The 16,699-nt window shown below is 37.8% G+C and carries 11 protein-coding genes; all 11 read left to right on the forward strand.

Translation table 11 applies throughout. The annotated features are described in order from the left end of the window. Position 1: 1 nt before the first annotated feature. The 11 genes from ACLI50_RS06205 to ACLI50_RS06255 all read left to right on the forward strand — a co-directional run bounded on the left by ACLI50_RS06205 (position 2) and on the right by ACLI50_RS06255 (position 16,698). The gene (locus ACLI50_RS06205; protein WP_411413381.1) at positions 2-649 is read left to right on the forward strand and encodes a hypothetical protein; all 648 of its coding nucleotides are present in this window, start codon (positions 2-4) and stop codon (positions 647-649) included. A gap of 7 nt (positions 650-656) precedes the next feature. Next, positions 657-1,325: a hypothetical protein gene (locus ACLI50_RS06210; RefSeq protein WP_110008216.1), complete on the forward strand. Its 669-nt coding sequence runs from the start codon at positions 657-659 to the stop codon at positions 1,323-1,325. Between the two features lie 266 nt (positions 1,326-1,591). Then, positions 1,592-2,035 (forward strand): 50S ribosomal protein L11, encoded by a 444-nt coding sequence (gene rplK / locus ACLI50_RS06215; RefSeq protein WP_047435399.1) that lies wholly within the window; start codon positions 1,592-1,594, stop codon positions 2,033-2,035. Positions 2,036-2,046: 11 nt separating this feature from the next. Next, positions 2,047-2,739, forward strand: a complete 693-nt coding sequence (gene rplA / locus ACLI50_RS06220) for a 50S ribosomal protein L1 (protein WP_002976422.1) — start codon at positions 2,047-2,049, stop codon at positions 2,737-2,739. Positions 2,740-2,756: 17 nt separating this feature from the next. Continuing rightward, positions 2,757-3,344, forward strand: a complete 588-nt coding sequence (gene rplJ, locus ACLI50_RS06225; RefSeq protein ID WP_110008215.1) for a 50S ribosomal protein L10 — start codon at positions 2,757-2,759, stop codon at positions 3,342-3,344. A 46-nt stretch (positions 3,345-3,390) separates the two neighbouring features. Continuing rightward, complete coding sequence (rplL, locus tag ACLI50_RS06230) at positions 3,391-3,759, forward strand: 50S ribosomal protein L7/L12 (protein ID WP_062675820.1); 369 nt, start codon at positions 3,391-3,393, stop codon at positions 3,757-3,759. A 269-nt stretch (positions 3,760-4,028) separates the two neighbouring features. Beyond that, positions 4,029-4,466, forward strand: coding sequence for a hypothetical protein (locus ACLI50_RS06235; protein ID WP_202841462.1), 438 nt, complete (start codon positions 4,029-4,031; stop codon positions 4,464-4,466). 594 nt (positions 4,467-5,060) lie between these two features. Beyond that, positions 5,061-8,882, forward strand: a complete 3,822-nt coding sequence (gene rpoB, locus ACLI50_RS06240) for a DNA-directed RNA polymerase subunit beta (protein ID WP_137905183.1) — start codon at positions 5,061-5,063, stop codon at positions 8,880-8,882. 122 nt (positions 8,883-9,004) lie between these two features. Beyond that, positions 9,005-13,270, forward strand: coding sequence for a DNA-directed RNA polymerase subunit beta' (gene rpoC, locus ACLI50_RS06245; protein WP_202841460.1), 4,266 nt, complete (start codon positions 9,005-9,007; stop codon positions 13,268-13,270). A gap of 87 nt (positions 13,271-13,357) precedes the next feature. Further along, positions 13,358-13,663 carry a DUF3467 domain-containing protein gene (locus tag ACLI50_RS06250; protein WP_002976436.1) on the forward strand — a complete coding sequence of 102 codons (306 nt, stop codon included), beginning with the start codon at positions 13,358-13,360 and terminating at the stop codon, positions 13,661-13,663. Positions 13,664-13,872: 209 nt separating this feature from the next. Further along, positions 13,873-16,698 carry a T9SS type A sorting domain-containing protein gene (locus tag ACLI50_RS06255; RefSeq protein WP_395971736.1) on the forward strand — a complete coding sequence of 942 codons (2,826 nt, stop codon included), beginning with the start codon at positions 13,873-13,875 and terminating at the stop codon, positions 16,696-16,698. Position 16,699 lies beyond the last annotated feature (1 nt).

A 16,699-nucleotide genomic window follows, 5' to 3' on the forward strand; every position in this document is an offset into this window, starting at 1 on the left:
TATGAAAAAAATTATTGCGATACTCTTTACGGGTTTTGCTGCTTTAAGCATAAATGCACAAGTAGGAATAAATACTAAAACACCTAAAGGAACTCTTGATGTTGAAGGGGAAACTTTAGTAGAATCTTATTTAATAGATACTGAAAATACAAAGGCAAGCGGAAACTATCTTCTTCTTACCCGGTCAAAAGATACTTCACCGGTAGGTAAGGTGAAGCTGCTGGATATATCGCTCCGTAATGTAGCCCCTGTAAATATGTATAATGTTATATTGAAAAATGTAAGACAGGATGAAATTGTAAATCTCAATACAGGATTAGATGCAAGTAAATATGTGGTGGCCATTACAGGTGCTGTTTTTACAGGAGCGGTTTCAGCGGCGAACACAAGTACCAACCCTAAATCGTATGGTTCTTACTCAACTGAAATTACACAGGTGACCAGCGGTGGTAAACAGTACCATGCTATTAATTTAGCTTTTAAAGGAGCAGGAACTGTTTCTTCCATCAATGGAACCTGGACACTTACCTTAAATGTCTTTGAAAAATCCTTAGTGAAAGACTGGGGAACTTTTAACGGTTCTGTTTCAGCATCCGTTTCACCGGGATATTCAGGAGTATCAACCAATACGCCACTGGGCCTTCAATAAAAAAACTATGGAAAGAAAAATTTATATCACAATAATCCTATGTCTTGGGATGTTTTTAAACGCCCAGAAAGGAAAAGTAGGGATCAACACTGCTAATCCCGCAGAAACACTTGATGTTAATGGAAAAACATATACAAATTCCTTATATTTAAGAAATCCGGGAGAACCTACGATGACAGGAGGAAGCTTTTTAGCCACTTCGCAGAATGCCTTACAATTGTATGATCCGGCTTTGGAAAGCAGCGGGCTGTTCAATTATCTTAAACTTACCCTTACCGGCGTACCTGGAACAGGCATTACAGATTATGATACTAAAATTGATGCCAACAACTTTTTGGTTATCCTCCACAATTATTCCTTCAAGCTGAACGATGGAAATACGAGTGTAATGCTTGATTATGGCGACAACGGTGTGAATGATAACAAACAGGGATCACCGGATGTAGTGGCTTTCAAAAGTAACGGAACATGGCATGTCAGAGCTAGATTTACAGATAGCAGAATGATTGCCACCAACACAACTACACCATCAAGAACCTATAATAACTTTACGGTTGATCTTTATCTGATGGCTTACAAAAGATTAATTGAAAAGCAAAATATAAACGATATCAATGATGATCTTGGAGGAAACGACGGTTCTACAAAAACAATTAATAAACCTTCAGGTTTTTAATCAGCCTTCCTTTTAAAATATCTTAAAACGGTTATTTGCATAAAATAACCGTTTTCGTTTTTACTGACTGTATTTTCAATTCTTTGACAGGGAAACATGATTTATTTTTCTAAAACTTTTAAAAATCAGCAATTTCCGTTTGCTATTTCAAAAATATTTTATACTTTTGCAGTCCAAAAAGTAGGTTTATTGTTATGTGAGTGCATAACCTACTGAATAATAAATGCTTCCAAACTCATTAATTATTCAAATTTAAAAAACAAACAATGGCTAAGAAAGTCTTTAAAATGGTAAAGCTTCAGGTGAAAGGTGGCGCAGCTAACCCTTCTCCACCAGTAGGTCCAGCATTGGGTTCTGCAGGTGTGAACATCATGGAGTTTTGTAAGCAATTTAACGGAAGAACCCAAGATAAGCCAGGGCAAGTTTTACCTGTAGTAATTACAGTATACGAAGACAAATCTTTTGAATTCGTTATTAAAACTCCACCTGCAGCAATCCAGTTAATGGATGCAGCTAAGATCAAGGGAGGTTCTGGTGAACCAAACAGAAACAAAGTAGGTTCTGTAACTTGGGAACAGGTAAAGAAAATCGCTGAAGATAAAATGGCGGATCTTAACTGTTTTACAATGGACTCTGCTCTTTCTATGGTTGCAGGTACTGCCAGATCTATGGGATTAAGAGTAACAGGAACTAAACCAACTAACGCTTAAAACTTAAAGAAATGGCAAAATTAACTAAAAAGCAAAAGGAAGCTTTAAGCAAAGTAGAAAAAGGAAGAATCTATAACCTTGAAGAAGGTTCAGCTCTTGTAAAAGAAGTGAACACTACAAAGTTTGATGCTTCTGTAGATATCGCAGTAAGATTAGGAGTAGACCCTAGAAAAGCAAACCAAATGGTAAGAGGTGTTGTATCTCTTCCTCACGGTACTGGTAAAGATGTTAAAGTATTAGCTCTTGTAACTCCAGATAAAGAAGCAGAAGCTAAAGCTGCTGGTGCTGACTATGTAGGTCTTGACGAATATTTACAAAAAATCAAAGAAGGTTGGACAGATGTTGACGTTATCGTTACGATGCCAGCTGTAATGGGTAAATTAGGTCCATTAGGTAGAGTATTAGGTCCAAGAGGTTTAATGCCAAACCCTAAATCAGGAACTGTAACAATGGAAATTGGTAAAGCAGTAACTGAAGTAAAAGCAGGTAAAATTGATTTCAAAGTAGACAAGTATGGTATTATCCATGCTGGTATTGGTAAAGTATCTTTCGATGCTGCCAAGATCAAAGAAAATGCTCAGGAATTAATCCAGACATTGATCAAAATGAAACCAACTGCTGCTAAAGGAACTTATGTGAAGAGTATCTATTTATCTTCTACAATGAGCCCAGGTATTGCAATTGATACTAAATCTGTTAACTAATAATAATCCTTAAGACAATGACAAAAGACCAAAAAGTTGTAGCAATACAAGAGATCAAAGATTTGCTTCAGGATGCAAAAGTAGTATACGTAGCAGATTTAGAAGGTTTGAACGCTGGTAAATCTTCAGATTTCAGAAGACAGGCTTTCAAACAAAATATCAAAGTGAAAGTTGTAAAAAATACACTTTTACAAAAAGCAATGGAGCAAATTGAAGGAGTTGATTACTCTGAAATGTTCCCATCTTTCAAAGGAAACTCAGCGTTAATGATTGCTGAAACAGCAAACGCTCCTGCAAAATTGATCCAAGGATTCAGAAAGAAAGAAGAAAAGCCAGCTTTAAAGTCTGCTTTTGTTCAAGAAACTTTCTACGTTGGTGACAATAACCTGGACATGTTGGCTAACATCAAGTCTAGAGAAGAAATGATCGGTGAAATCATCGGATTACTTCAGTCTCCAATCCAGAGAGTTGTTTCTGCTCTTCAAAACAAACCTGAAACTGTAGAAGCTAAAGCTGAAGAAGCTGCTCCTGCGGTAGAAGAAACTCCTGCTGAAGCTCCTGAAGCTGCTGCAGAAAGCACTGACGAAACGCCAGCTGCTGAATAATTACACTCAAAAAATTAAATAAATAATCAACAAAAACATTACAACAATGTCAGATTTAAAAAATTTAGCTGAAACGCTAGTAAACCTAACTGTAAAAGACGTAAACGAATTAGCTGCTATCCTTAAGGATGAGTACGGAATTGAGCCAGCTGCTGCTGCTGTAGTTGTTGCTGCAGGTGGTGCAGGTGATGCTGCTGAAGAAAAGACTGAATTCGACGTAATTCTTAAGTCTGCAGGTGCTTCTAAATTAGCTATCGTTAAATTAGTAAAAGATTTAACTGGTGCTGGTCTTAAAGAAGCTAAAGATATCGTAGACGGAGCTCCTGCTGCAATTAAGCAAGGTGTTTCTAAAGACGAAGCTGAAGCTCTTAAGAAGCAATTAGAAGAAGCTGGTGCTGAAGTAGAATTGAAATAATTTCAATTGTATTATAAATAAAGAAGCCCGGGCATTTGCCTGGGCTTTTTTGTATGTAAGCTTTTGTAAATGTGTCTTTTAATTTTTAATAGTAATATAATATTGTTATTACTAATACTGATATAGTTTTTTATGATTGCATATTTTGTGGTAACGTATGATTTTTTTTATGTTTATTATTATGTTTAATTATTTTATGTGAATTTTTATTAGTTAATTATTGTTTTAATTGAAAAAATATTATATTTGTATTGAAAAAAACACAATAATTGGATAGAAATAACCTTCTTTTCTTTGGTCATAAGATTACGCTTCTAAAGATTTTGACGGCTATAGGAAAACTAAACACGAAGATAATATCTCTAATAAGGGCAAAGCCTGGGTTCTCATATGGTACAGCTATTACCAATCATTTATGGGGTTGCTTTGCTGATGTTTCCGTTTATTATTGGACAGGTTTGTATAATGGTTCTGCCGGTCAAAAAGAAAGCTATTGGTTATGTAATAAAGGTTTCCGGGATAATTTTCCTTTTTTTAAAACAGCAATTCTGAAATGTCCTTCCTCAGAAGTAGTAAATCGACTGCCCAATAGAATGGATGGCATTATTCATAATCCTGTAACATCTTATAAGTATAAGCGCCTTTGTGGTGTTATTTATAAATTAGATGAGAATAGAATTGTCCTTTCAAAAAGTACATTTATATAAAACATCAAATAGCATTAGAAATGAAAAATAAATTATTAACCATCGTTCTACTAATGATCTGTAAGTTTCTGGGAAATCGCTCAGGTAGGTATTTGTATTTGTACAGTCACGGGAGCTCAAAAAATAAAATCTTATAAGGTTATTGTGAAATAATCATAGGATTAGCTTGTGTTGTGGAGGGGGTGCTCATATTTGGGCAGCCTCTCTCGTTTTTAAGAGTTTCAAAATGAGATGATTTATTTGTTTTTGTGGATAACTTTTTGTATCTTTGCCCTTCTTTTGGCGCGAAAAATTGTATGTAAATTTATAAAATACTGAAAATCAACTCTTTCACTGTGTAAACGTGGAAGGGATTTCGTGTATATAAATACTGCGGTAATACAGCCTCAAAAGTAATAAAAATATTTTGCATTACGCTGTGAAAAGATATACCAGTGTTGCAGTTAGAAAGAACCATGTAGGAAGTTTAAAAGAATCTAAGGTCCTTTGTGAGCGCCAAAAACACTTTTACCTTTTACTTTTATCTTGTTTCTTGTTCTTTTCTGATATTTTTTAATGAATCAAAATATTTTTTAACCCTTTCTTAAAAGTTTTATGAGTAAAACAAAATCAACAACTCAAGGAAATCCGAGAATTAATTTCTCATCAGCGAAAGGAAAAATCATCACTCCGGACTTTTTGGATATCCAAATTGAATCTTTCAGAGAATTTTTCCAGCTTGATACACTTCCTGAAGCCAGAAAGACAGAAGCTCTTTACAAGACTTTCCAAGAGAATTTCCCAATTACGGATTCAAGAAACCAATTCGTATTAGAATTCTTAGACTATCTGGTAGATTCTCCACGTTATTCAATCGATGAGTGTGTGGAAAGAGGACTTACTTATTCAGTTCCTCTAAAAGCTAGACTTAAACTGTATTGTACTGACCCGGAACATGAAGATTTCCAGACTGTGGTTCAGGACGTATACTTAGGTCCGGTTCCTTATATGACGCCAAGTGGTTCTTTTATCATCAATGGTGCTGAAAGAGTTATTGTTACGCAGCTTCACCGTTCGCCTGGTGTATTCTTCGGACAAACTTACCACGCTAACGGAACCAAACTTTACTATTCAAGAATTATCCCTTTCAAAGGATCTTGGATGGAATTTACAACTGATATCAACAGCGTAATGTACGCGTATATCGACCGTAAGAAAAAATTACCATTAACAACTTTATTAAGAGCAATCGGTTACGAATCTGACAAGGATATCCTTCAGATCTTTGACCTTGCTGAAGAAGTGAAAGTTTCTAAAGCTGCCCTTAAAAAAGTAGAAGGAAGAACATTGGCTGCGAGAGTATTGAACACCTGGTTCGAAGATTTCGTAGACGAAGATACAGGTGAGGTAGTTTCTATTGAAAGAAACGAAATCATCCTGGATAGAGAAACGATTCTTGAAAAAGAACATTTGGATCTTATTCTTGATGCTGGTGTGAAGTCAATCCTGATTCACAAAGAAAACAGCAACGAATTCTCTATCATCCAGAATACATTACAAAAAGACCCTACTAACTCTGAAAAAGAAGCGGTAGAGTATATTTATCGTCAGTTAAGAAACGCAGATCCGCCAGATGAAGAAACAGCAAGAGGAATCATTGAAAAATTATTCTTCTCTGAGCAGAGATATTCATTAGGTGAAGTTGGACGTTACAGATTGAACAAAAAGCTAGGTCTTAACATTCCAACGACAACTGAGGTTCTTACAAAAGAAGATATCATTGCTATTGTAAGACACTTAATCGAGCTTGTCAACTCTAAAGCAGAGGTTGATGATATTGACCACTTATCAAACAGAAGAATTAAAACTGTTGGTGAGCAGTTGGCTGGACAGTTCGGGGTAGGTCTTTCAAGAATTGCAAGAACAATCAAGGAAAGAATGAACGTTAGAGATAACGAAATCTTTACTCCGCTTGACCTTGTAAATGCAAAGACATTAACATCAGTAATCAACTCGTTCTTTGGTACCAACCAGCTTTCTCAGTTTATGGACCAAACCAACCCTCTATCAGAGATCACTCACAAGAGAAGATTATCTGCACTAGGGCCTGGTGGTTTATCAAGAGAAAGAGCAGGTTTCGAGGTTCGAGACGTTCACCATACTCACTACGGAAGAATTTGTCCGATTGAAACTCCGGAAGGACCAAACATCGGTTTGATTTCATCTTTAGGTATTTATGCTAAAATCAACAGACTAGGTTTCATCGAAACTCCATATAGAAAAGTAGAAGGCGGTAAGATTGAGCTTAACGCAGATCCTATCTACTTAAATGCGGAAGATGAAGAATCTAAAGTAATTGCTCAGGCAAACGTTGAATTGAGCGACAACGGTGAATTCGAAACAGACAGAATCATTGCAAGATTGGATGGTGACTATCCGGTAGTAGAACCTAGCCAGGTAGACCTTATCGACGTAGCACCAAACCAGATTTCCGGTATTTCCGCTTCATTAATTCCATTCCTGGAACATGATGATGCGAACCGTGCATTGATGGGATCCAACATGATGCGTCAGGCCGTTCCTCTATTGAAGCCACAGGCTCCAATCGTTGGTACAGGGCTTGAGCAGCAAGTTGCAAGAGATTCAAGAATCTTAATTAACGCTGAAGGTACAGGTACAGTACAGTACGTAGATGCTGACAGAATCGTTATTAAATATGAAAGAAGCGAAGACGAAGATTTAGTACAATTTGAGTCTGCTACTAAAACATACAACCTTACTAAGTTCAGAAAAACGAACCAGAGTACAACCATTACCCTAAGACCAAACGTAAGAGTAGGTGATGTAGTGGAAAAAGGACAGGTACTTTGCGACGGGTATGCTACTGAAAAAGGAGAATTGGCTCTTGGTAGAAACTTAGTGGTAGCGTTCATGCCTTGGAAAGGGTACAACTTCGAGGATGCAATCGTAATCAACGAAAAAGTTGTACGTGAGGACTGGTTTACTTCAATCCACGTAGATGAATATTCTCTTGAAGTTCGTGATACTAAATTAGGTATGGAAGAACTTACAGCAGATATTCCAAACGTATCTGAAGAAGCTACGAAAGATCTTGACGAGAACGGTATGATCAGAATCGGTGCTGAAGTGAAGCCTGGAGATATCATGATTGGTAAAATTACTCCAAAAGGTGAATCTGACCCAACTCCTGAAGAAAAACTTCTTAGGGCAATCTTCGGTGATAAAGCTGGTGATGTGAAGGATGCTTCACTGAAAGCAGACTCATCATTAAGAGGAGTTGTTATCAACAAGAAATTGTTCTCAAGAAATATTAAAGACAAAAAGAAAAGAACTGAAGAAAAACTTAAACTTGAAGAAATTGAAAACACTTACAAGGCTAAGTTTGATGAGTTGAGAAATACGTTAATTGAAAAATTAAATACACTGGTAAGCGGTAAAACTTCTCAGGGGGTACAAAACGACCTTGACGAAGAAATCATCGGTAAAGGTGTGAAATTCACTCACAAGTTATTAACTTCAGTCGAAGATTATGTAAACGTTAGCGGTTCAGACTGGACAGTAGACGCTGACAAGAATGAATTGATCAAACAATTGATTCACAATTACAAAATCAAATATAACGACATTCAAGGAGTTAAAAACCGTGAGAAATTTGCTATTTCAATCGGAGATGAGCTTCCTGCAGGTATCATGAAGCTGGCTAAAGTTTACATCGCTAAGAAACGTAAACTGAATGTAGGAGATAAAATGGCAGGACGTCACGGTAACAAAGGTATCGTTTCAAGAATCGTTCGTGAAGAAGATATGCCATTCCTGGAAGACGGAACACCGGTAGATATCGTATTGAATCCACTTGGGGTACCTTCCCGTATGAACATCGGTCAGATTTATGAAACAGTTCTTGGATGGGCTGGTCAGAAGCTGGGTATGAAGTTCGCTACACCAATCTTCGATGGAGCAACTCTTGATCAGATTACTGAATATACAGACAAAGCAGGTCTTCCTAAATTCGGTCACACTTACCTTTATGATGGTGGTACTGGAGAAAGATTTACTCAGGCTGCGACTGTAGGGGTTATTTACATGCTGAAATTAGGACACATGGTTGATGACAAAATGCACGCACGTTCTATCGGTCCTTACTCATTGATTACTCAGCAGCCGTTAGGAGGTAAAGCTCAGTTCGGAGGTCAGAGATTCGGAGAGATGGAGGTTTGGGCACTTGAAGCATTCGGTGCATCTAACATCCTGAGAGAGATCCTTACTGTGAAGTCGGATGACGTGATTGGTAGAGCAAAAACTTATGAAGCAATTGCAAAAGGTGAATCTATGCCTGAACCAGGTATTCCGGAATCATTCAACGTATTACTTCACGAGTTACAAGGTCTTGGATTAGACGTAAGATTGGAGGAGTAAGATATCAGATGTCAGACACAAGATGTCAGACTACGACACTCTAACAATTTTATAATCCTTGAATTTGGAATGATGATTTCTTCTGAAATCTGAAATCTGAAATCTAAAATCTAAAAAAAATTATGTCAAATAAAAATAAATCAAGTAGATTTAATAAAATAACCATCGGTTTAGCTTCACCGGAGTCTATTTTACAAGACTCAAGAGGGGAGGTTTTAAAACCGGAAACTATTAACTACAGAACTCACAAGCCTGAAAGAGACGGGCTATTTTGTGAGAAAATCTTTGGTCCTGTAAAGGATTACGAATGTGCTTGTGGTAAATACAAGAGAATTCGTTACAAAGGAATCGTTTGTGACCGTTGTGGAGTAGAAGTTACTGAGAAAAAAGTAAGAAGAGAGAGAATCGGGCACATCAACCTTGTAGTTCCAATTGCACACATCTGGTATTTCCGTTCATTACCAAACAAAATCGGATACCTTTTAGGAATTCCTTCTAAGAAATTAGATATGATCATCTACTACGAAAGATATGTGGTGATCCAGCAGGGTATTGCTAAAAAATTAGACGGTTCTGATTTTGAAAATATGGAATTCCTTACAGAAGAAGAGTACCTTGATATCATGGAAACTCTTCCTGTAGAAAACCAGTATCTTGATGATTCTGATCCAAACAAATTCATCGCCAGAATGGGTGCTGAAGCTGTGGAAGATCTTTTAAAAAGAATCGATCTTGATGCATTGTCTTTTGACTTGAGACACAAAGCTCACAACGAAGGTTCAAAACAAAGAAGAACTGAAGCTCTTAAGAGATTGAACGTGGTAGAAGCATTGAGAGGTGCTAATACAAGAATGATCAACAGACCAGAGTGGATGATCATGCGTGTGCTTCCTGTTATCCCGCCAGAACTAAGACCATTGGTTCCGTTGGATGGAGGACGTTTCGCAACTTCTGACCTGAATGACCTTTACAGAAGAGTTATCATCAGAAATAACCGTTTGAAGAGATTATTGGAGATCAAAGCTCCTGAAGTAATCTTGAGAAACGAGAAGCGTATGCTTCAGGAATCTGTAGATTCATTATTCGATAACACGAGAAAATCTTCTGCAGTAAAATCTGAGTCAAACAGACCATTGAAATCACTTTCTGATTCATTGAAAGGTAAGCAAGGTCGTTTCCGTCAGAACTTACTAGGGAAAAGGGTTGACTACTCTGCGCGTTCGGTAATTGTTGTAGGTCCAAACTTACAGCTTCACGAATGTGGTATTCCTAAAGATATGGCAGCTGAACTTTACAAACCGTTCATCATCAGAAAACTGATTGAAAGAGGAATTGTAAAAACAGTAAAATCTGCAAAGAGAATTATCGACAGAAAAGAACCGGTAGTTTATGATATCCTTGAAAACGTGATGAAAGGTCACCCTGTTCTATTGAACAGAGCACCTACGCTTCACAGACTGGGTATTCAGGCTTTCCAACCTAAGATGATCGAAGGTAAGGCAATCCAGCTACACCCGTTAGTAACTACGGCCTTCAACGCCGATTTCGATGGTGACCAGATGGCGGTACACTTACCGTTAGGACCAGAAGCGATCCTTGAAGCTCAGTTATTGATGTTAGGTTCTCAAAACATCCTGAACCCTGCAAACGGTTCTCCAATTACAGTACCATCTCAGGACATGGTTCTTGGTCTTTATTTCATGACTAAAGAATTAAGCTCTACAGAGACGATGAAAGTAAAAGGAGAAGGTCTTGCATTCTATTCTCCTGAAGAAGCGGAAATAGCTTATGCTGAAGGTAGAGTATCTTTAAATGCTAAAGTAAGATGTAGACTACCAATTAAAGAAGACGGACAAATCGTAACAAGATTGATCGAAACTTCTGTAGGTAGAATCCTGTTCAACCAGATCGTACCTAAACAGGTAGGATATATCAATGAACTTCTAACGAAGAAATCATTGAGAAACGTTATCGGTAAGATCCTTGCTGATACAGATTTCCCTACAACTGTGAAGTTCCTTGATGCAATGAAAGACTTAGGGTATTCAAACGCATTCAAAGGAGGTCTTTCTTTCTCACTTGGGGATATCGTAGTTCCTGTTGAGAAAAAACAGATGATTGCACAATCAATTGAAACTGTAGACGAAATTAGAGCCAACTATAACATGGGTCTGATTACCGATACAGAACGTTATAACCAGGTAATCGACGTTTGGACAAATACCAACGCCGGATTAACTGAAATGATCATGAGCAGAATGAAAACTGACCAAGGTGGTTTCAACTCTGTATACATGATGCTTGACTCTGGAGCGAGGGGTTCTAAAGAACAGATCCGTCAGTTATCAGGGATGAGAGGTTTGATGGCAAAACCGCAGAAAGCTGGTTCTACCGGAGCGGAGATCATTGAAAACCCGATCCTTGCCAACTTTAAGGAAGGTCTTTCGATTCTAGAGTACTTTATCTCTACCCACGGTGCCCGTAAAGGTCTTGCGGATACCGCTCTTAAGACAGCCGATGCCGGTTACTTAACGAGAAGATTGGTAGACGTTGCACAGGACGTTATCGTTACAGAAGACGACTGTGGAACTCTAAGAGGTACAGAAGTTACTGCACTTAAGAAAAATGACGAGATCGTTGAAAGAATCTCTGAAAGAATCTTAGGTAGAGTATCTCTTCATAATATTTACGATCCTGAAACTGACGAGCTTATCGCAAGTGCAGATCAGGTGATCATTGAATCTTTGGCGAAGAGAATCGAAGAAGCTGGATTAGAAGCTGTGGAGGTTCGTTCACCATTAACTTGTGAAGCTAAGAAAGGTATCTGTGCGAAATGTTACGGTAGAAACTTGGCAACAGGTAAAGTGATTCACATGGGTGAAGCGGTAGGTGTAATTGCAGCACAATCCATTGGGGAACCAGGTACTCAGCTTACGTTGAGAACCTTCCACCAGGGGGGTACTGCAGGAAACGTATCAGAAAACCCATCTATCGTTGCAAGAAGAGATGGTATCGTAGAAATGGATGAAGTAAGAACCATTACTTCAGAAGATGAAAACGGTAATACAGCTGAGGTTGTGGTTTCCCGTTCAACAGAATTCAGATTAGTTGCTGATAATGAGTCCAGAACTCCATTAATGGTAGCTAATGTACCTTACGGATCTATATTATCTGTAAAACCAGGTGATAAAGTGAAGAAAGGGGATACAATCTGTAGATGGGATCCGTATAACGCGGTTATCATTGCTGAAACTTCAGGTAAGGTAGAATACGAGGATATCATCCAGGGTATTTCATTCCAGCTTGAAATTGACGAACAAACAGGATTCGAAGAGAAAGTAATCTCTGAATCCAGAAATAAGAAAGCCGTACCTACCCTTAAGGTGGTAGACTCTAAAGGAGTTGAGCAAAAAGCTTACAACTTACCGGTAGGAGCCCACTTAATGGTTAACGATGGTGAAAAAATTAAGGCTGGTAAAGTCTTAATCAAAATCCCAAGAAAATCTGCAAAAGCAGGGGATATCACCGGAGGTCTTCCAAGAGTTACCGAATTATTCGAAGCAAGAAACCCTTCAAACCCAGCGGTTGTTACTGAAATCGACGGGGTAGTTTCTTACGGAAAAATCAAGAGAGGTAACCGTGAACTTATTGTTGAGGCTAAAACCGGAGAAAGAAAAATTTACTTAGTAAAACTTTCTAACCAGATTCTTGTTCAGGAGAATGACTTCGTAAGAGCAGGTTCTCCACTTTCTGACGGTTCTATCACACCGGAAGATATCTTGAGAATTAAAGGTCCAACAGCCGTTCAGGAATACTTAGTAAACGAAATTCAGGAAGTTTACCGTCTACAGGGGGTAAAAATCGATGATAAGCACTTCGAAATTATCGTAAGACAAATGATGACGAAAGTATCTATCGTAGATGGAGGTGATACTCAATTCCTTGAAGGAGCTCTTGAACATAAGTATGACTTCCTGGAAGAAAACAACAGAGTATTCGGTCTTAAAGTAGTAGTAGATGCTGGTGATTCTAAAGAATTCAAGCCAGGTCAGATGATTACTGCAAGAGAATTAAGAGACGAAAACTCTAAGTTGAAGCGTGAAGATTTAGCATTGGTAGAAGTAAGAGAAGCTCTTCCTGCTACGGCAACTCCGGTACTGCAAGGTATTACAAGAGCTGCCCTTCAGACTAAATCATTCATGTCTGCAGCATCATTCCAGGAAACAACTAAAGTTCTTAACGAAGCAGCAGTTGCTGGTAAGATAGACGATCTTAACGGTCTTAAAGAAAATGTAATTGTAGGTCACAGAATCCCTGCAGGTACAGGTCTTAAAGAATATCAGAACGTTATTGTTGGTTCTAAGAAAGAATTCGAAGACCTTAACTAAAATTAATGATTTGAAATTTGGGATTTGAAATTATTTTTATATTTTCACAATCTCAAATTTCGAATTTTAAAAACATAATTTATAACAATGGACAACAATCAAAATCCACAAGACGGAAACATCAACATCGAATTAAACGAAATGGTAGCGGCTGGTATCTATGCTAACCTTGCATTGGTAAACCACTCCCCATCTGAATTTGTAGTAGACTTTATTCAGTTGATGCCAGGTGTTCAGCAGGCTAAAGTAAGATCAAGAGTAATTCTTGCTCCACTTCACGCTAAAAGAGTATTAAATGCTCTTCAACAGAACATCGCTAACTACGAGCAGCAGTTCGGAGAAATCAAAGAAGTTGAGCCTTTCGTATTAGGAGGAAACAACGTTCAAGCGTAAGATTTCTTTTGTAATCATATAATTGCCCCGGATTTATCCGGGGCTTTTTGTTTTTTAATTAAAAAAAATAAGCATTTTAATTAAAAAACAAAAAATGCTCAATTAGGTATTTGATATATTTGTGTTGTTTTTATATGTATATCTGTAATATATTTTGTTTTTTTATTGAATATTTAATATTTATTTTTAATATATTTGAAAAAAAACAAATGAAACTGAAAATCTATCCTATCGCAGCGGTATTATTCTGCACTTTTACTAATGCACAGCAAAATACGCTCAACAATAATCAAAAACATTTACAGAAATTGTATGCCCAGTACGATAAGAACCTTAAACAGCAACATAAAGCTGCTAGGGCAGCTGGAATACCTCCCAATGAATATTATGAGGAAGATTACAAAAGAACAATGGATCCGGTTACAGGAAGGACTTATTTTGGGAAACTGGTAAAAATAAATCATGATATCCTGTCGGGTAAATATCGTTCTGAAAAACCTATGTCATTTATTTCCAGTAATCATCATTCTTCCACTGGAAAAATTATTAATGAACCCTGGATTGAAAGAGGGCCATATGATGTAGGAGGGCGAACAAGGGCAATTATGTATGACCCTAATGATACTACCGGCAAAAGAGTCTTTGCAGGTGGAATTTCCGGTGGACTTTGGGTTAATCAGGATCCTTCTGTAAGTACAAATGAATGGCAGCCGCTCAGTACGTTCTGGGCCAATACTTCGGTTTCATGCATTACTTACGACCCAAACAATCCACAGGTATTTTATGTTGGTACAGGGGAATGTGAAACGGGTGATGCCAAAGGATCCGGAATTTGGAAATCAACGGATGGAGGCACTACCTGGACACAGATATTTACAATACCGGCAACCTATTCGAATGGAATAGGAAATGGAAACTTTTATATTAATGATATTAAAGTTAGAAATAATGCTGGAGTTTCAGAGGTTTATGCTGGAGTAAGCGGTAATTATTCTAGTGGTACATTTCAGGGATTAAATCAGGCGGGATTGTACAAATCTACAGACGGAGGTGCTACATTTGTAAAGAACACCAGTTTATTAGCACAGAATACAACAACAAATTCAACCAGTACAATAGGATATTCTATTCAGCAAATAGAAATCGGAGCTGATAATTCGGTTTGGGTCTCCACCAGATCTTCAATATATTCCACTATAGATTCAGGAGGAAGAATTTTTAAATCTGCTGACGGAAATACTTTTAATCAGGTGTATAATGTTGGAAATGCAGGAGCAAGAGTCAATTTTTGTCTTTCCAAAACAAATGCTAATAAAGTGTATGCTTTTATGCAGGGAAGCTCTACTACTGCAGAACCAATCAGAATTGCACGTTCTGCTGACGGAGGAGTAACATGGCAGGCTACCAATGATACAGCGCCTGTTTTGACATTACCTGCGCCTACAGACACGAGTATTCCTGCTAATGATTTCACCCGGGGACAATCTTTTTATGATCTTGTGATTGCAGCAGATCCTCAAGATGACAATACAGTGTATATCGGAGGTGTTGATCTGTATAAATCTACCAACGGAGGAGGTACATGGAGTCAGATTTCAAAATGGTCCAATAATAACAATATGGCCGCTTTACAGGTTTCAGAGGTACATGCGGATCAGCATGCAATCATATTCAATCCTTATAATAATTACGCAACCGGGCAAATGCTTTTTGGAAATGATGGAGGAGTGTATTATGCTGCCAATAAAACCAATATCGGGACTGTAGATGGCTTTGTTGCAAGAAATACCAGGTATAATGTAACTCAGTTCTACACAGCTATGCTCAATCCTACAAAAGTACCTGCTAACGAAGAATTACTGGCGGGGGCTCAGGATAATGGTTCATGGTGGCTTTATGGTGTTCCACAAGCCAATAACTTTCTTTCCAAGTGGCCTGCTACAGGGGGAGATGGCATGTACACAGAATATGATGATCTGGATACTTATGAAATATCAAGCTATACTTATAACAATCACTATTTATTGACGAACAATGCGCAGAGTCTTATAGCCGATACCAATGCAAATTTAGGACATTTTGTCAATGAAATAGCATTAGATAGAATCAATGATGTCTTCTATTCTTACCGTTCAGGGCTTACGCTTTTCAGAACAAGCGGACTTTCTGCTACTGCTACATCATTCACTAATGATGTGGTTACTGTAGGAACAGCACAGTCCGGAGAGCAGATATCGTGGATGAAAGTATCCCCTTATACAACTGCTTCCACCACACTTTTTGTAGGAACCAATCTTGGGAGAATCTTTAAAATAACAAATGCTAATACCACAGCATATACAGCAACTCTGTTAACATCACCAATAGCAGGAACTATTTCTGATATCGAGTTTGGAGCAAATGAAAATGAGATTATGGTGACACTTTCCAATTATAACCTCACCAGCGTTTTCTATTCTACAGATGGAGGAACAACCTGGCAGAACAAAGAAGGAAACCTTCCTGATATGCCGGTAAGAACTGTCCTCAGAAATCCAGACGACCCCAATGAAGTATTAGTAGGAACAGAAATGGGAGTTTGGGGAACTACTAATTTCCTTGATTTAACTCCTGAATGGTCTTCAGTAACTGGAAATATAGGGAATGTGAGAATTACTAATCTGGATTACAGACCTGCTACCAAAACAGTATTGGTTTCTACTTATGGAAGAGGAGCCTGGACAACACAGAATACGCTGACTCCATTGTCAACCACAGAGACCAAATTTAAAAAGAATATGAATATTATATATCCGAATCCTTCAAAAGGGATTTCCCATCTGAGATTTGATACAGCTAAATATAACAGCGTGGATATAAGTATTGTGGATGCATCGGGAAGGCTTGTGTATAGTAAGAAAAACGTAAAATCTGATGAAGAGTTCGGACAAAAAATGTTATCTGGAAATTATATACTGAAAGCCGAATATAAAGGTGAAATTGTATATAGTGGTAACTTCCTTGTATTGGGACCTAAAGGAGGTGATAATGACTAAA

It is taken from the genome of Chryseobacterium cupriresistens, from assembly GCF_046614675.1.
Lineage (GTDB): Bacteria > Bacteroidota > Bacteroidia > Flavobacteriales > Weeksellaceae > Chryseobacterium > Chryseobacterium cupriresistens.